The 16628-nt window shown below is 44.3% G+C and carries 15 protein-coding genes; 13 read left to right on the top strand and 2 right to left on the bottom strand.

Annotation, left to right across the window (positions count from 1 at the left end; all coding sequences use genetic code 11):
* The first annotated feature begins 108 nt into the window (after window positions 1-108).
* From moaB to CWO08_RS13825, 10 genes are all read left to right on the top strand, one after another.
* On the top strand, window positions 109-621 hold the full coding sequence (gene moaB, locus CWO08_RS13780) for a molybdenum cofactor biosynthesis protein B (RefSeq protein ID WP_004734027.1): 513 nt from the start codon (window positions 109-111) through the stop codon (window positions 619-621).
* Window positions 622-633: 12 nt separating this feature from the next.
* Window positions 634-1113 carry a cyclic pyranopterin monophosphate synthase MoaC gene (gene moaC, locus CWO08_RS13785; protein WP_108020636.1) on the top strand — a complete coding sequence of 160 codons (480 nt, stop codon included), beginning with the start codon at window positions 634-636 and terminating at the stop codon, window positions 1111-1113.
* Window positions 1110-1355, top strand: coding sequence for a molybdopterin synthase sulfur carrier subunit (gene moaD / locus CWO08_RS13790; protein WP_108020637.1), 246 nt, complete (start codon window positions 1110-1112; stop codon window positions 1353-1355). Before moaC ends, moaD begins: the two co-directional genes overlap by 4 nt.
* 2 nt (window positions 1356-1357) lie before the next feature.
* Complete coding sequence (moaE, locus tag CWO08_RS13795; RefSeq protein ID WP_108020638.1) at window positions 1358-1807, top strand: molybdopterin synthase catalytic subunit MoaE; 450 nt, start codon at window positions 1358-1360, stop codon at window positions 1805-1807.
* 656 nt (window positions 1808-2463) lie between these two features.
* Entirely contained in the window at window positions 2464-4095 is a 1632-nt protein-coding gene (locus tag CWO08_RS13800; RefSeq protein WP_108020639.1) for an ABC transporter substrate-binding protein, read from the top strand.
* Between the two features lie 116 nt (window positions 4096-4211).
* A complete protein-coding gene (gene oppB, locus CWO08_RS13805; protein WP_108020640.1) occupies window positions 4212-5132 on the top strand; it encodes an oligopeptide ABC transporter permease OppB in 921 nt (306 codons plus the stop codon).
* 13 nt (window positions 5133-5145) lie between these two features.
* A complete protein-coding gene (gene oppC, locus CWO08_RS13810) occupies window positions 5146-6048 on the top strand; it encodes an oligopeptide ABC transporter permease OppC (protein ID WP_108020641.1) in 903 nt (300 codons plus the stop codon).
* Window positions 6049-6090: 42 nt separating this feature from the next.
* Entirely contained in the window at window positions 6091-7062 is a 972-nt protein-coding gene (locus CWO08_RS13815; RefSeq protein ID WP_048659733.1) for an ABC transporter ATP-binding protein, read from the top strand.
* The gene (gene oppF, locus CWO08_RS13820) at window positions 7059-8051 is read left to right on the top strand and encodes a murein tripeptide/oligopeptide ABC transporter ATP binding protein OppF (protein WP_017632507.1); all 993 of its coding nucleotides are present in this window, start codon (window positions 7059-7061) and stop codon (window positions 8049-8051) included. Before CWO08_RS13815 ends, oppF begins: the two co-directional genes overlap by 4 nt.
* Window positions 8052-8256: 205 nt before the next feature.
* Window positions 8257-9204 (top strand): glutathione S-transferase family protein, encoded by a 948-nt coding sequence (locus CWO08_RS13825; RefSeq protein WP_108020642.1) that lies wholly within the window; start codon window positions 8257-8259, stop codon window positions 9202-9204.
* 103 nt (window positions 9205-9307) lie between these two features.
* Here the strand turns inward: CWO08_RS13825 and pta are convergent, their stop codons facing one another.
* Together pta and CWO08_RS13835 are read right to left on the bottom strand one after the other, a co-directional pair.
* Complete coding sequence (pta, locus tag CWO08_RS13830) at window positions 9308-11473, bottom strand: phosphate acetyltransferase (RefSeq protein ID WP_048659731.1); 2166 nt, start codon at window positions 11471-11473, stop codon at window positions 9308-9310.
* Between the two features lie 147 nt (window positions 11474-11620).
* The gene (locus tag CWO08_RS13835; protein ID WP_017107306.1) at window positions 11621-12817 is read right to left on the bottom strand and encodes an acetate kinase; all 1197 of its coding nucleotides are present in this window, start codon (window positions 12815-12817) and stop codon (window positions 11621-11623) included.
* Window positions 12818-13160: 343 nt separating this feature from the next.
* Between CWO08_RS13835 and yfbV the strand changes: the two genes are divergently transcribed.
* From yfbV to CWO08_RS13850, 3 genes are all read left to right on the top strand, one after another.
* Entirely contained in the window at window positions 13161-13613 is a 453-nt protein-coding gene (yfbV, locus tag CWO08_RS13840) for a terminus macrodomain insulation protein YfbV (RefSeq protein WP_048662069.1), read from the top strand.
* A gap of 317 nt (window positions 13614-13930) precedes the next feature.
* Window positions 13931-14896, top strand: a complete 966-nt coding sequence (locus CWO08_RS13845) for an ABC transporter substrate binding protein (protein WP_048659730.1) — start codon at window positions 13931-13933, stop codon at window positions 14894-14896.
* Window positions 14897-15149: 253 nt separating this feature from the next.
* On the top strand, window positions 15150-16616 hold the full coding sequence (locus tag CWO08_RS13850) for a sensor domain-containing diguanylate cyclase (RefSeq protein WP_108020643.1): 1467 nt from the start codon (window positions 15150-15152) through the stop codon (window positions 16614-16616).
* The last annotated feature ends 12 nt before the right edge of the window (window positions 16617-16628 follow it).

Genomic DNA, 16628 nt, shown 5'->3' on the forward strand with positions numbered 1-16628 from the left:
CTAGGCTACTTCCCCCTCGCCGCGATTAAAACGCTTTTATCTCGAACAAAATTTAATCACGAAAGGTCAACACGCCCTCATAATTGAAAAATTTATATAGGTGAACAAATGGGTCACGCAGAAAGCAAATTCCAAGCAGCAAACATCGCAGTACTAACCGTTTCAGATACTCGTACAGAAGAAAATGACACGTCCGGTGGTTACCTAGCTGAGCATGCTAAAGAAGCAGGCCACAACGTGGTTGATAAGCAAATTGTTATCGATGACATGTACAAGATCCGTGCGATCGTATCCAAGTGGATCGCTGATGAAAGCGTACAAGCGATCATGATCACTGGCGGTACTGGTTTTACTTCTCGTGACAGCACGCCTGAAGCGCTTAAGCCACTATTTGACAAAGAAGTAGAAGGCTTCGGTGAGCTATTCCGTCAAGTATCTTATGAAGAGATCGGTACATCGACAATTCAATCTCGTGCGATTGCGGGCTTTGCTAACCACACAGTTATCTTTGCGATGCCAGGTTCTACAGGTGCTTGTCGCACAGGTTGGACTAAGATCATCAAGCAACAAATGGATGCTAGTCACCGCCCTTGTAACTTCATGCCACACCTTTCTGTATAAGGCGGTTTGAGTATGAGCCAATTTACACACATTAACGCGTCTGGCGAAGCAAACATGGTCGATGTATCGGAAAAAGCTGAGACAGTACGTGAAGCGAGAGCGGAAGCTTTCGTAAAAATGTCTGCTGAAACGCTAGAGCTGATTGTTTCTGGTAGCCACCATAAAGGCGATGTTTTCGCAACGGCACGCATTGCGGGTATTCAAGCGGCTAAGAAGACGTGGGATCTGATTCCACTGTGTCACCCTCTGCTATTAACCAAAGTAGAAGTGCAGCTTGAAGCTATCGAGTCTGAAAACAAGGTTCGCATCGAATCTGTTTGTAAGCTTGCGGGTAAGACAGGCGTAGAAATGGAAGCGCTAACGGCTGCTTCTGTTGCTGCGTTAACGATTTACGATATGTGTAAAGCTGTTCAGAAAGATATTGTTATCGAGAATGTACGTCTGTTAGAGAAGACGGGTGGTAAGTCTGGTCACTTTAAGGTGGAATCATGATTACAGTTCTTTTCTTTGCTCAAACTCGTGAACTTGTTAGTGTGGACAGCGTTGAAGTTGATGCACAGTTCAAGACGATTGCAGCGATTCGCAGCCACCTTGTAACACAAGAAGGCAAATGGGATATCGCATTGGAAGAGGGCAAGCTTTTGGCTGCGCTTAACCAATCAATCGTACCTTTGACGACTGAAGTGAAAGACGGCGATGAAGTGGCTTTCTTCCCACCAGTGACTGGAGGCTAGTCATGGACTCAAGAGTAGTAGTTACTGCAGAAGACTTTTCTGTGGGTGACGAATACGATTATCTAGCTCAAGGCACAGCTGCAGGAGCGGTAGTGACGTTTGTTGGTAAAGTTCGCGACATGAACCTTGGCGACAACGTGATTGGTTTGTCTCTAGAGCACTATCCGGGTATGACAGAGAAGTCGCTGAGCGAGATCTGTGATCAAGCTGAAGCGCGCTGGCCTATCCAGAAGATGCGAGTGATTCATCGCGTGGGTGACCTAGATATCGGTGACCAGATTGTTTACGTTGGTGTATCAAGTGCACATCGTGGCGCTGCCTTCGAAGCGTGTGAGTTTGTTATGGACTTTCTGAAAACCAAAGCGCCGTTTTGGAAAAAAGAACGTACCACTGAAACAACTCGCTGGGTTGATTCTCGCGATTCAGATACCAAAGCTGCGGAGCGTTGGTAGAAATAATTCTCGCAATATGATGTTGCTTCAAAAGTTTGTTCTGTTGATTGAGACAGTAAAAAGCCGACTATTAAGGTCGGCTTTTTTGTGCGTGCTATAAAGCTATTTATAAATAAGCGGTGTATTAATAAATGATTACTCATTCAAGTTGCATATAAATTCGATGCGTAATCTTGTCTGTCTTGGTACATTTCTAAATCGGTTTTGGTGCAGTGCATTATGCTGTTTTGTATAAAGTGATAATCCTCACAAATAGTGGAGTCTATTTAGGGGATATGTGATGTGCAATTAGATTTCATGTGGCATTAATGTTAATTTGCCGGCAGTGTTCTAGCATAAGATGCTAAATAAAAGTATCAATTTAGATACATCAACACTAAAGGCTGTTTTTTAATAAATCCCTATGTGTAATTAACTATTCATTAGGTTTTTATTAGAGATTTACACTGTTACCTTAAGTAAATCGGAGAATTATCTGATTTTTTGCGACTTGTTTATGGCAAATTACTTCAATGGTTGATAGTGTGTGCCTCAATCTTTGTAAGGTTTTAGATTTTTATGCTTAAATTTTGAGCTAAATAAATCTAAATCACTGCCGTTCAGTGAACTTAGCAAAGAAGTCATGGATGCAATACGTAAAACTTGGAGTTTATTAAATGTACAAGAATAAAATCACTCAGGCCCTTCTTCTAGGTGCTGGTTTGGCAGTGGCTGCCACTTCTACTCTTTCTATCGCTGCTGAAGTACCTGCTGGTACCAAGCTAGCTGAAAAACAAGAAATCGTTCGTGGTAATGGTACTGAAGTTGCGACTATTGACCCTCATAAGTCATCAGGTGTACCTGAGTCTCACGTGATTCGCGATCTTCTAGAAGGCCTTGTCAACCAAGACAGTGATGGTAATACTATTCCTGGTGTAGCAGAAAGCTGGGAAACGACAGACAACCAAACCTTTACTTTTCATTTACGCAAAGACGCAAAATGGTCTAACGGCGATCCGGTAACCGCTCAAGATTTCGTTTACAGCTGGCAGCGCTTTGTCGACCCAGCGACAGCCTCTCCTTATTCTTGGTATATGGAATTTACTAAGATGGTGAATGCCAAAGAAATTATTGAGGGTAAAAAAGACAAAAGCGAACTCGGCGTAAAAGCAATAGATGCGCACACATTAGTGGTTGAGCTTGAAACTCCAGTGCCTTATTTTGTGATGATGATGGGGCACACTTCGACCAAGCCAGTCCATAAGGCAACAGTAGAAAAGTACGGTGACCAATGGACTAAGCCAGAACATTTTGTTGGTAATGGCGCTTACGATCTTGATAAGTGGGTCGTTAACGAGCGCATGACCTTAAAACGTAATGAGCAGTATTGGGATAACGATAAGACTGTTCTAAATAAAGTGACTTTTCTACCAATCGAAAACCAAGTAGCGGAAATGAATCGTTTCCTCTCGGGTGAAGTTGACATTTCTTATGATATGCCCATTGAGCATTTCAAGCGCATGCAGAAAGAACACCCTGAGGATCTCTCCGTTGTGGGCAACCTTTGCAGCTATTACTACAACTTTAACACCAAGGTAAAGCCTTTTGATGATGTTCGTGTGCGTAAGGCTATTTCTTATGCGGTTGACCGCGATATCGTCTCGAATGCCATTATGGGACAAGGTCAGAAACCTGCGTACTTTTTAACGCCTGAAATTACAGCCGGTTTCAACCCTGAATTGCCACAATACGGGAAAATGTCGCAAAAAGAGCGCAACGCAGAGGCCGCACGCTTGCTAGCAGAAGCGGGTTACACCAAAGATAATCCTTTGGAGTTTACTCTTCTCTACAACACGAATGAAAACCATAAAAAAGTAGCTGTAGCGCTTGGTTCTATGTGGAAAAAAACGCTGGGTTTAAAAGTTACGCTTGAGAACCAAGAGTGGAAGACTTACCTGTCTTCTAAAGATACGGGTAACTTTGAAGTGGCTCGAGCTGGCTGGTGTGGTGACTACAATGAAGCATCGACGTTCCTCACGCTCATGACAAGTGAAAACACCAGCGGCGGTCAACATTGGGGCAGCAAGCAATACGACACTATAATCGACAATGCCATTCACTCTACATCAGAGCAAGAGCGTAAAGCTTTGTACTTAGAGGCTGAAAAGCTTATGGCCCAAGAAATGCCGATTGTCCCTATCTATCAATATGTGAAGACTCGTCTACTGAACCCGCATGTCGGTGGCTTCCCTGCGAATAACGCACAAGAAATGATTTATTCAAAAGACCTGTATATCAAGGCGCAATAATCACCATTTCTACCCTTAAAAGTTAACATAACTATAACGATATTGGCACTACATGCGCAGATTGCGCATGTAGCGCTTCCTTCATTTTCATTGTCACAGTCTAAAAGAGTGAGTTTATGCTTAAATTCATTATGAAAAGAATATTTGAAGCAATTCCAACCATGTTGGTGCTGATCACTATCTCTTTTTGTCTCATGCGTTTCGCACCGGGTAACCCTTTCTCAAGCGAACGTGCTCTACCGCCAGAAGTTATGGCAAATATTGAAGCTAAATATGGCCTAGATAAACCAGTTTTTGAGCAGTACACCACGTACCTGACGAATATCCTGCAAGGTGATTTTGGCCCTTCGTTTAAGTATTTGGATTACTCGGTTAATGAACTGATTTCTGCTGCGCTACCAGTATCGGCCAAAGTCGGTTTCATCGCCTTTATCTTTACGGTCATCATGGGGGTCACCGTTGGTACCATCGCTGCGTTAAAACACAATACTTGGATTGATTACACCATCATGTCGACAGCCATGCTCGGGGTTGTTATGCCTTCGTTTGTACTTGCCCCCGCTTTGATCTACGTATTTTCATTACATTTCAACCTTTTCCCGGCTGGTGGCTGGTTAGATGGTTCGGCAAAATATCTTGTGTTGCCTGTCCTTGCGATGTCGTTCCTCTACGTTGCAACCTTTGCTCGTATTACGCGTGGTTCGATGATTGAAACGTTGAACAGTAACTTTATCCGTACCGCTCGCGCGAAGGGGTTAAGCTACCGTTACATCGTCATTAAACACGCGCTTAAACCAGCATTACTCCCGGTTGTTTCCTATATGGGGCCTGCTTTCGTCGGTATCATTACAGGCTCCGTTGTTGTTGAAACCATTTTCGGCCTACCCGGTATCGGCAAGTTGTTTGTTAACGCTGCGTTCAACCGCGACTACTCGCTCGTTATGGGAGTCACCATCTTGATTGGTTTCCTATTCATTTTATTCAACGCGATTGTTGATATTTTGTTAGCGGTCATAGACCCGAAAATTCGCTACTAGACAGGGACTGGTTATGTTGAATAAAAAAGAAAATTTAGAAGCGATCGAAAAATTCTCTGAGAATTTAGAGATTGAAGGTCGCAGTTTGTGGCAGGATGCGCGTATTCGTTTTATGCGCAACAAAGCGGCAATGATCAGTCTGTTCATTCTAATTATCATGGTGCTTTCGGTAATCTTCTTACCTATGTTGGCGCAACATGCTTACGATGATACTGACTGGTACGCCATGCACGTAGGTCCGAATGCGGATCACTGGTTTGGTACTGATAGCTTAGGCCGTGATTTGTACGTTCGTACTCTTATTGGTGGTCGTATCTCATTGATGGTTGGTGTGATGGGCGCATTTGTAGCGGTCCTGATTGGTACGCTTTACGGTGCAGCTTCAGGCTTCATTGGCGGCCGTACTGACCGAGTGATGATGCGTATTCTAGAGATTTTGTACGCAGTACCATTCATGTTCCTAGTGATCGTACTGGTGACCTTCTTTGGTCGTAATATCATTCTAATCTTCGTTGCTATCGGTGCGATTGCTTGGCTCGATATGGCGCGTATCGTACGTGGCCAAACGTTGAGTTTACGTAATAAAGAATTCATTGAAGCTGCGCACGTATGTGGTGTTAGCAAATGGAAAATCATTACACGTCATATCGTACCGAACGTATTGGGTATTGTTGCGGTTTACTCAACGCTACTTATCCCGAGCATGATCCTTACAGAATCATTCTTATCTTTCCTTGGTCTTGGTGTTCAAGAGCCTATGACAAGCTGGGGCGCATTGCTTCAAGAAGGTTCGCAAACAATGGAAGTTGCTATTTGGCAACTGGCATTCCCAGCGGCATTCATGGTAGTTACGCTGTTCTGCTTTAACTACGTAGGTGATGGTCTGCGCGACGCGCTTGATCCAAAAGACAGATAAAGAAATAGCAATTAAAAGCTATAAAAGATTAAGGAAGCAATAATGAGCTTATTAGATGTCAAAGATCTGCGCGTCGAATTTACCACGCAAGATGGTATCGTAACCGCAGTAAACGATCTGAACTTCTCACTCAACCAAGGCGAAACGCTGGGTATCGTGGGTGAGTCAGGTTCAGGTAAATCACAAACTGTATTCTCTATCATGGGTCTGCTGGCTAAGAACGGCATCATCTCGGGTAGCGCAAAGTTTGAAGGTAAAGAGATTCTTAACCTTCCAGAGAAAGAACTGAACAAAGTTCGTGCTGAACAGATCGCGATGATCTTCCAAGATCCGATGACATCACTGAACCCTTACATGAAAGTAAGTGATCAGTTGATGGAAGTACTTATGCTGCACAAAGGCATGGGTAAAGCAGAGGCGTTTGAAGAATCAGTACGCATGCTGGAAGCGGTGAAAATCCCTGAAGCACGCAAGCGTATCACCATGTACCCACACGAGTTTTCTGGTGGTATGCGTCAGCGTGTGATGATCGCAATGGCACTATTGTGTCGTCCTAAACTGCTTATCGCTGATGAACCAACAACCGCTTTGGATGTAACTATTCAAGCGCAAATCATGGAATTGCTGAACGAATTGAAAGATGAGTTCAACACGGCAATCATCATGATCACCCACGATTTGGGTGTAGTTGCAGGTTCATGTGACAAGGTACTTGTGATGTACGCTGGTCGTACAATGGAGTACGGCACGGTTGATGAAATCTTTTACGAGCCAAGCCACCCATATGCAGAAGGCCTACTGAAAGCGATTCCTCGTTTGGATACAGAAGGTGAAATTCTACCGACGATTCCAGGTAATCCACCAAACTTACTTCGCCTGCCAACAGGCTGTCCTTACCAAGACCGTTGTCACCGTGTAATGGACCGTTGTAAGCAAGAAGCACCTATTTTGACGCCATTTGGTAATGACCGTCAGCGTGCTTGTTTTTCTGACTGGGAGACTTGGACAAAATGAGTGTAGATAAGCAGTTATTATTAGATATTAAAGACCTGAAAGTTCACTTTAGCATCGCAGCTAAATCAGCGTGGCCTTGGGCAAAACCGTCAAACCTGAAAGCTGTTGATGGCGTTGATATTCACCTTTACGAAGGGGAGACGCTGGGTGTAGTAGGTGAGTCTGGTTGTGGTAAATCGACATTTGCTCGCGCAATCATTGGTTTGGTTGAAGCGACAGACGGCGAAGTTATGTGGTTAGGTCAAGACCTAACTAAAATGCAGGAAGTGCAGCGTCGTGAAACTCGTAAAGAGATTCAGATGATCTTCCAAGACCCACTAGCATCGCTTAACCCGCGGATGTCTGTTGGTGACATCATTGCTGAGCCTCTAGAGACTTTTTACCCAGAACTTTCTAAACAGGAAGTGAAGGACCGAGTTAAAGAGATGATGGCAAAGGTTGGTCTACTACCAAACGTCATCAACCGTTACCCGCATGAGTTCTCTGGTGGTCAGTGTCAGCGTATCGGTATCGCACGTGCACTTATCTTAAAGCCTAAGATGATCATCTGTGACGAACCTGTTTCGGCATTGGATGTATCTATCCAAGCTCAAGTAGTTAACCTTCTGAAGGAGCTACAAAAAGAGTTAGGTTTGTCTTTGGTATTCATCGCGCACGATTTGTCGGTTGTTAAACACATTTCTGACCGCGTGTTGGTGATGTACTTAGGCAACGCGGTAGAACTTGGCGAATCAGATGCCTTGTTCTCTGATCCTAAGCACCCGTACACAAAGGCGTTGATGTCTGCAGTTCCGATCCCAGACCCACGCTTAGAGCGCAGCAAAACTATTCAGATGTTGGAAGGTGATTTACCGTCACCAATCAATCCGCCATCAGGTTGTGTGTTCCGCACTCGTTGCCCACAAGCAACAGAGGCGTGTGCGCAAACTAAGCCAACGATTCAAGGCGATGACGTTCACGCAGTATCTTGCTTGCACGTACAAGTCTAGAGCCTATTTAAAACGGTTCAGCCTGTGACAGGCTTAAGCGCGACTAGTTTTTAGAGTCGCGCTTTTTTTGTACTGCAGACCTAGTTCCTATATTTTTCTCAACAGCTTCATCAAATAATTCGAACAACTAAGCCAACTTCTTCTAGTTTTGAAAAAGTTGGCTTTTTTTATACTAGAGAAAAGTTAGCATCACAGAGGTTTGGCTATGGGTAAGTTAGTTGAAGGTGTTTGGCACGATGTGTGGTACGACACCAAAGAAAGCGGTGGCAAGTTCGTTCGTGAAGATGCGGGCTTTCGCAGCTGGGTTGAAAATAAAGCCGGTGCGCAATTTGAGCCAGAAAGTGGTCGTTACCACTTATACGTATCGTTAGCTTGTCCGTGGGCGCATCGCACGCTGATCTTCCGTGAACTGAAAGACCTAACCGATCATATTGATGTGACAGTAGTTTGCCCCGACATGATGAGTGAAGGTTGGCAAATGGGCTTGCCTGAGCCTCTGTTCGGTCACACTCGAATGCACCAAATCTACACCCAAGCCAAACCGGACTATTCAGGTCGAGTCACGGTTCCTGTTTTATGGGATAAGAAAACCAATACCATTGTGAGTAACGAGTCGTCTGAAATCATCCGCATGTTCAACTCAGAGTTTAATGAGCTAACGGGCAACACTGATGATTACTACCCATGGGAATTGGCGAGCAAGATTGATGAATGGAACGACTACATCTATCCGAACATCAATAACGGCGTTTATCGTACCGGCTTTGCGACCACACAAGAGGCCTACGAAGAAGCGTATGACGCGTTATTTGAAGCGTTAGACAAAGTGGATGCCCATCTTAGTGAACACCGTTATCTGGCGGGTAACGAGATTACAGAAGCGGATTGGCGGTTGTTTACGACTTTGGTTAGATTCGATGCTGTGTATGTGGGTCACTTCAAGTGTAACAAGCAGCGAATTGCGGACTATGCAAATATCCAGGGTTACCTAAAAGAGTTGTATCAGATCGAAGGTATTAAAGAGACGACCGATTTTTACCATATCAAGCGTCACTATTACTATAGCCACACAGGTATTAATCCTACTCAAGTTGTACCCAAAGGACCGGAGTTAGACCTTGAATCAGCGCACGGTCGAGAAAAATTGGACTAATTTCCCGATGACCAAACCGCCGTAAATCAAAAAAAACATATCTGTCAGACATAAAAAAACCCTAGATAAAAATCTAGGGTTTTTGCTTTCTACAAAAGAAAAATTAGTTAATTACTTTTTCTTCAGCTTGTGCAGCTTGGTCTGCTTGGATAGCTGTTAGAGCTACTGTGTAAACGATATCGTCTACTAGAGCGCCACGAGACAAGTCATTTACTGGCTTGCGCATACCTTGAAGCATTGGACCGATAGATACTAGATCTGCTGAACGCTGTACCGCTTTGTAAGTCGTGTTACCCGTGTTTAGGTCTGGGAATACGAATACTGTCGCTTTACCTGCAACTGGAGAGTTAGGCGCTTTAGAAGCGGCTACGTTTTCCATGATTGCTGCATCGTACTGTAGAGGACCGTCGATCACTAGATCAGGACGTTTCTCTTGAGCAAGTTTGGTTGCTTCACGTACTTTATCTACGTCTGCACCCTTACCAGATTCACCAGTAGAGTAAGAGATCATAGCAACACGTGGGTCGATACCGAATGCCGCAGCAGAATCTGCAGATTGGATAGCGATTTCAGCAAGCTGTTCAGCTGTTGGGTCTGGGTTGATCGCACAGTCACCGTATACAAGAACTTGGTCAGGCAGAAGCATGAAGAAGATTGAAGATACAATAGAAGCATCAGGAGCAGTCTTGATGATCTGGAACGGAGGAACGATAGTGTTCGCCGTTGTGTGAACAGCACCAGAAACTAGGCCGTCAACCTCACCAGCTTCAAGCATCATAGTACCTAGGAATACTGAATCTTCTAGCTTCTCACGAGCTACAACTTCAGTCATACCTTTAGCGCCACGAAGTTCTACTAGACGAGCTACGTAGTTTTCGCGAACTGATGCAGAATCGATGATTTCAACGCCAGCGCCAAGCTCAACACCTTGCTGTGCAGCAACACGACGAATTTCTTCTGGGTTACCTAGAAGTACACAAGTCGCGATACCGCGCTCAGCACAGATAGCCGCAGCTTTAACTGTACGTGGCTCGTCACCTTCAGGAAGAACGATACGCTTAGCCGCTTTACGAGCAAATTCAGTTAGCTGGTAACGGAATGCTGGTGGACTTAGACGACGAATGCCTTGAGTACCTTCAGATAGAGAATCAATCCAAGGGCCATCGATGTGGCTTGCAACGTGATCGTTAACGAACTCGATACGCTCTTTATCGTCTGCAGGAACTTCTAGGTTGAAGCTCTGTAGGTTTAGAGACGTCTGCCAAGTGTTACCTTGAGCTTTGAAGATTGGTAGACCTGAAGCGAATGCCGGTGCACAAAGGTTAGCAATGCTTTCTGGAATGTCGTAACCGCCAGTAAGTAGGATTGCGCCAATCTCAACACCGTTTTTCGCAGCAAGAGCCGCAGCAACGATAACGTCAGGACGGTCTGCAGAAGTTACTAGCAGTGAACCTGGCTTAAAGTGCTCAATCATGTGCGGTAGAGAACGTGCACAGAAAGTGATGCTCTTAATACGACGAGTCGCGATTTCACCTTCGTTGATGATTTCAGCGTTAAGGTGCTTAGCCATATCAACCGCACGAGTTGCGATTAGGTCGATGCTCCATGGCACGCAGCCAAGAACACGGATAGGGCTAGAGTTGAAGATTTGCATTACTTCAAGGTTCGCTTGCTGAGCGCTGTCTGCATCATCAAAGATTTCAGATAGGTCAGGGCGAGTACGGCCAGCTTCATCAACAGGAGCGTTAAGCTTGTTGATGATTACGCCTTTGATGTTCTTGTTCTTCGTACCGCCGAAGTTAGAACATGCTACTTCGATACGCTCTTTAAGTTGCGTAGGGTTGTCAGTACCAGGAGTCGCAACGAATACGATCTCCGCGCCAAGTGTTTTCGCGATTTCCGCGTTCACTTGGTTAGCAAATGGGTGCTTACGAGTAGGTACTAGACCTTCGATTAGCGTTACTTCTGCGTCTTTGTTGATCTTGTTGTATTGCTCAACAACAGACTCAAGAAGTTCGTCCATTTTTTCGCTACCGATCAAAGCTTCAGCTTTAGTCATTGCGATTGGCTCACCAATCTTAATGTCGCTGTTTGCGCTGATGATAGTAGACGTTAGATCTGGCTGGTTACCACCGCTGCGAGGCTGAGCGATTGGCTTGTAGAAAGAAACACTTACGCCCTTACGCTCCATAGCGCGAAGAACACCCATGCTAACACTAGTAAGACCAACACCAGCGCTTGTAGGGATAAGCATAATAGTACGTGACATTGACGAACACCTTTGACTATTGGAAATAAAAAAAGCTCAACTGCTATTCCCACCGATATTTAAATTGGGGTAGGAATAGAAGTTGAGCCCCATTTTCTTGATATGAAAAACTGACTAGCTTCGAGTGAAGCTAGTCAGGAAAATCAATTAAAGACCTGCTAGTTTCGCAGTGTCTTCAGCAATTACTAGCTCTTCGTTAGTAGAGATAACCATTGCAGGGATACGGCTGTTAGCTGTAGTGATAGTACCTTCGCCGCCGAAACGAGCTTTAAGGTTAGCTTCACCGTCAACTTCGATGCCGAAGATGCCTAGGCGGTTAAGAACCATTTCACGGATTGGGCCAGAGTTCTCGCCGATGCCGCCAGTGAAAGTGATTGCGTCTAGACGACCTTCTAGAGTTGCAGTGTAACCAGCAACGTACTTAGCTAGACGGTGACAGAACACGTCCATTGCACGAGTTGCTTCTTCTTTCTCACCGTAGTTGTCTTCAACGAAACGACAGTCAGAAGTCACTTCAGTTAGACCAGCAAGACCAGACTCTTTAGTTAGCATGTTGTTGATTTCTTCAACAGAGTAACCAAGAGCGTCGTGTAGGTGGAAGATGATCGCAGGATCTAGGTCACCACAACGAGTACCCATTACAAGACCTTCAAGAGGAGTAAGACCCATAGAAGTATCTACAGATTGACCGTTCTTGATAGCACATACAGAAGCGCCGTTACCTAGGTGACAGTTGATGATGTTAACTTCTTCAACTGGCTTGTTTAGTAGACCTGCAACTTCACGAGTGATGAATAGGTGAGAAGTACCGTGCATGCCGTAACGACGGATGCCGTGCTCTTTGTACAGGTTGTACGGTAGAGCGTATAGGTAAGACTCAGAAGGCATTGTTTGGTGGAACGCAGTGTCAAATACAGCAACGTTTTGTAGACCAGGGAAGTTCTGTTGAGCCGCTTCGATACCGATAAGGTGAGCTGGGTTGTGAAGAGGTGCGAAAGTCGCAGCGTCTTGAATACCCTTAAGTACTTCATCAGTGATAAGTGCAGAAGAAGTGAACTGCTCGCCGCCGTGTACGATACGGTGACCGATAGCGCCAAGGTTAGCTTTAAGCTCAGGCTTAGAAGCAAGAATAGTTTCTACCATGAAAGATAGTGCTTCTACGTGAGCTGCGCCCGCGCCTAGTTGTGCTTCATGCTTGCCATCAAGTTTCCACTTCATACGAGCTTCTGGAAGACCCAGACACTCAGCAAGACCAGTTAGGTGCTCAGCACCTGTTTCTGCATCAACCACAGCGAATTTAAGAGAAGAACTACCACAGTTTAAAACTAAAACTAGCTTAGACATTAATGACTACCTGTTAATTTTTCTGATCGAAATCAGTTAAGGATGAAAATTAATCTCAAGAATAGACGAAGCACGGTAGCTTGCGTACTAACCTTGGTCAAAAAAACGTTAATTTCCGTATAAAGTGAAAGCGCACTTTTTCAAAAAAAGAGGCTTGTGCATTCCTTGCAGAAGTCTTCTCAAAGTTGCTTAAATTGTAAATAAGGGCAACAATGAGATTGAGGTCTGCAAATAATAGCGATATTGTGCAAATATAACAAAAAAATTTGAAAGAATATTATTTTTCGTCAAATTTTTGTGTTTTTAGTTGATGGTTTCAACTTTTTTTTAATGGGAGACTCATATGAGCAATAGAGTTGGTTTAGCGAGCAGTTTAAAAGATGGCCAAAAGTACATGGATCTCTGGCCTGTTCGAAAAGAGTTAAACGCTATTTTCCCTGAGCAACGCATCATTAAAGCGACGCGCTTTGGTGTTAAGGTGATGCCCGCGATAGCTGCTATCAGCGTTCTTACGCAAATGGCCTTTAATAATTATCAAGCGATGCCACAAGCTGTGGTTATGGCTTTGTTTGCTATTAGTTTGCCGCTTCAAGGCATGTGGTGGTTAGGTAACCGCTCAAATACACAACTTCCGCCAGCGTTAGTATCCTGGTATCGCGAACTGCACGAGAAGATCACTGAAACGGGATTTGCGTTAGAGCCAATGAAGCCACGCCCTCGTTATAAGGAATTGGCGATCATTCTGAATCGTGCATTTCGTCAGTTAGACAAATCTTCAATGGAACGCTGGTTCTAAGAAAACCTCACTTCTCCCTATCTTCTGAGAACAGCTGTACATTGTGATGGCATGTTCTCAGATTAGTTCCTCTTGATCCTGTTGGTTCATCTTACTCTTTGTTGATCGTTTCAATTACCTCTTGTTATTCACTTCGTTTCTTACCTGCGGATTCAACCCAACTAGCCTTTTGACGCATAATTCGAGCTTTGTTGTGTTTTTGTTAAATATCACTTCAAGTCATCAAAGCTTACTGGTAATAATGTCAATAGTGAGTTTAATGTTGTTTTCTCTCTAGAGCGAGCAATAACAATGAGCGCTTGATGAAGGAAGTATTGATGGGTTTTGTAAGAAAAGTATTAACGACGGCGTTGAGTGGTTGTCTGTTGTTGTGGGCTAGTAGTGCGGTAGCAAATATTGCCAAGGTATCGGTGTCACAGGTCGTAGACCATCCAGATTTGAATGCAACACGTCTAGGGCTTCTTGAAGGATTAAGAGCTAAAGGTTATGAACCCGGTAAGAACTTAGAGTTTTCTTATGAAATGGCGGACGGAAATCCAGCGCAAGCCGCCAAAATTGCCAGAGAGCTTGTCAGTGAAAATCCTCATGTATTGGTTGGTATTGCAACACCGACTTCACAAGCCCTAGTTTCAGCGACTCGCTCTATTCCTATCGTGTTTACTGCGGTTACCGATCCTATCGGCGCTAGGCTAGTCAAACAACTGGAAAAGCCGGGGCGCAATGTTACGGGACTTTCTGATTTATCTCCGATCACTCAACATGTGTCATTAATCAAAGAACTGCTTCCTGAAGCTAATTCAATTGGTGTGGTGTACAACCCTGCAGAGGCAAATGCAGTTGCCTTGGTTGGGCTGTTAAAGAAAGCGACGCGAGACTTTGGTTTTACTCTTTACACAGAAAGAGCACTCACCATTGATGATGTGGAATCAAAAGCAGAGTCAGTGGCAAAGAAATCGGATGTTATCTACGCCTTAACGGACAATACTGTTGCGAGCGGCATGGAAGGTCTTATCAACGCGGCTAACCAAACGGATACACCCGTCGTCGCAGGTGCCACATCTTATGTCGGAAAGGGCGCGATTGCAGGTTTAGGCTTAGATTACTATGACGTTGGTGTACAAACCGCAGACTATGTGGCTGCCATTCTGAACGGACAGAAGCCCGGGAAGCTAAGTGTCAAAACTGCGCAGAGTTCTCAGTTGGTGGTGAATTTAGAAGCTGCTCGTGAGCTTGGCGTGACAGTGCCTCAGTCTGTGATTGATCGTGCAATCGTTAGCCGGTGAATTGAGTTTGGTGTTAGGTGAACTAATAGGTCATAAGTCATATTATTAACAGCATAGGAATGGGCTCAGATAAAAAGAACTAACCTGCTCTATATGTTCGCGCTTCTCTATTTTATTCATTTGTAAGCGGTTATTTTACCGTCAGGTGCGTTGTTAATATCAATTTACATTATTTTACGTCGAGCGAATTGCCGATTAATGTAATAATATTAATGGGGCAAATGAAAATAGCTGAACGCTAAGAGCACACTATATGAAAGTAAATAGGCACTTTAGCCTTACCTTTGTCTTCGGGTTTCCCGCAGTGATCGCCGCGATGTTACTTGGCCTAATAGGAAAGAATCATTTTGACGCGGTAGAAAAAGATATCAGTAGTGAGTTTCATCGTATTGAAGATGTGTTCAAAAGAACCACAAAAGTGGTGACTGCCCTAGACTACAGCTTCTCCAACTACTACAAATCTGGAAACCCTCTCTTTCTCGATCACAACAAACAAGTTGTGGATGGGCTTTGCCAAATCTGGCCTATTGATGTGTTACTCCTCGCAGATGGTAAAACTTCAGACATTCCTTCTGTCGATATCGACTATATGCTAATCGGTCAAGAGTCTCTTTGTTCTGAAAGCAGTGATAGTTATAAGAGCGCGTCAGAAAAAATAGCGTTAGCTCCTATTCTTTCATTTTTATCCCAGCTTGATGAATACCATGACGGCGTGCACTTTATTGATACGAGCGGCTATGTGATCTCTTCACCAGAAGATTTTGCCAAAGGGCTGAGCAAAGAGCTGCTCTCGACTATAAAGAGTCGTCCTTACTGGCAGAAAACAGCCAACAACCCTGACCAACTCACCCTTTCAGGCCCTGGTTATCGTTTTGATTCCCTTGACCGTATAATTAGTATGACGATCCCTGTATTCCATAAAGGCGTTCACCAAGGGATGCTGTCGGTGGATATTAATGTTGGCAGGCTGCTTGCTAATTCGAACCAACATCTAGCAGGTCGGATCGATATTATTGACACCACTTTAGCTACCCCGATAGATTCTGCAGCTTTCTACCATGAGATCAAACTAGATGGTGTCGCGTCTCACCATGCGATGTATTACGAGTTAGACATCGAGAAAGAGGTTGAGCACTTTTTCGTTTATGAGAAAGACAGTCTTATTGTTGCCATCATTGTCTATCTGTTCTCTGTAACTATCTTTTTCTACGTCAATTCCAATATTGAACGTGGTTACTTCAAAGATCTCGCGGCCAAAGACCCAATGACAGGTTTATTGAATCGTCGCGGCTTAGAAGCATTCTGGCGCAGCGTAGAGCACGATCAATTGTTTGCCTTAACTGTATTTGATATCGATGATTTTAAGTCAATTAACGACACCTACGGCCACGACAAGGGTGATGATGTGATTCGTTATATGTCACGTCAGATAGGTAACAGTGTACGAAGCAGTGACGTAGCAGCACGATTTGGCGGTGAAGAGTTTGTCGTTTATATGAAAGGCGAAGATCGTGAAACTTTGATGAGAACTTTAGAGCGGGTGAAGAATGCGATTTGTTCCACTTCAGCCGACATTATTCCAAATGGATTTACGGTATCTGGCGGTGTCTGCATTGTTGAAACTGAGCAAAGTAAGCTTAACTTCGATGAGATATTTAAGTACGCCGATGAAAAGCTGTACGTGGCTAAGACGACGGGTAAAGATCGTCTCGAATTTTAGCCACGTTGTTAA

Origin of the sequence: Vibrio sp. 10N.286.48.B8, from assembly GCF_003050085.1 — a bacterium.
Classification (GTDB): Bacteria; Pseudomonadota; Gammaproteobacteria; order Enterobacterales; family Vibrionaceae; genus Vibrio; species Vibrio crassostreae.

Bases quoted from the DNA above. Each gene is read 5' to 3' on its own strand.
- oppB (WP_108020640.1), top strand. From the start codon at position 4,212: ATGCTTAAATTCATTATGAAAAGAATATTTGAAGCAATTCCAACCATG.
- oppF (WP_017632507.1), top strand. From the start codon at position 7,059: ATGAGTGTAGATAAGCAGTTATTATTAGATATTAAAGACCTGAAAGTT.
- CWO08_RS13815 (WP_048659733.1), top strand. From the start codon at position 6,091: ATGAGCTTATTAGATGTCAAAGATCTGCGCGTCGAATTTACCACGCAA.
- CWO08_RS13825 (WP_108020642.1), top strand. From the start codon at position 8,257: ATGGGTAAGTTAGTTGAAGGTGTTTGGCACGATGTGTGGTACGACACC.
- moaE (WP_108020638.1), top strand. From the start codon at position 1,358: ATGGACTCAAGAGTAGTAGTTACTGCAGAAGACTTTTCTGTGGGTGAC.
- moaD (WP_108020637.1), top strand. From the start codon at position 1,110: ATGATTACAGTTCTTTTCTTTGCTCAAACTCGTGAACTTGTTAGTGTG.
- moaC (WP_108020636.1), top strand. From the start codon at position 634: ATGAGCCAATTTACACACATTAACGCGTCTGGCGAAGCAAACATGGTC.
- yfbV (WP_048662069.1), top strand. From the start codon at position 13,161: ATGAGCAATAGAGTTGGTTTAGCGAGCAGTTTAAAAGATGGCCAAAAG.
- CWO08_RS13850 (WP_108020643.1), top strand. From the start codon at position 15,150: ATGAAAGTAAATAGGCACTTTAGCCTTACCTTTGTCTTCGGGTTTCCC.
- CWO08_RS13835 (WP_017107306.1), bottom strand. From the start codon at position 12,817: ATGTCTAAGCTAGTTTTAGTTTTAAACTGTGGTAGTTCTTCTCTTAAA.
- CWO08_RS13800 (WP_108020639.1), top strand. From the start codon at position 2,464: ATGTACAAGAATAAAATCACTCAGGCCCTTCTTCTAGGTGCTGGTTTG.
- oppC (WP_108020641.1), top strand. From the start codon at position 5,146: ATGTTGAATAAAAAAGAAAATTTAGAAGCGATCGAAAAATTCTCTGAG.
- pta (WP_048659731.1), bottom strand. From the start codon at position 11,473: ATGTCACGTACTATTATGCTTATCCCTACAAGCGCTGGTGTTGGTCTT.
- CWO08_RS13845 (WP_048659730.1), top strand. From the start codon at position 13,931: ATGGGTTTTGTAAGAAAAGTATTAACGACGGCGTTGAGTGGTTGTCTG.
- moaB (WP_004734027.1), top strand. From the start codon at position 109: ATGGGTCACGCAGAAAGCAAATTCCAAGCAGCAAACATCGCAGTACTA.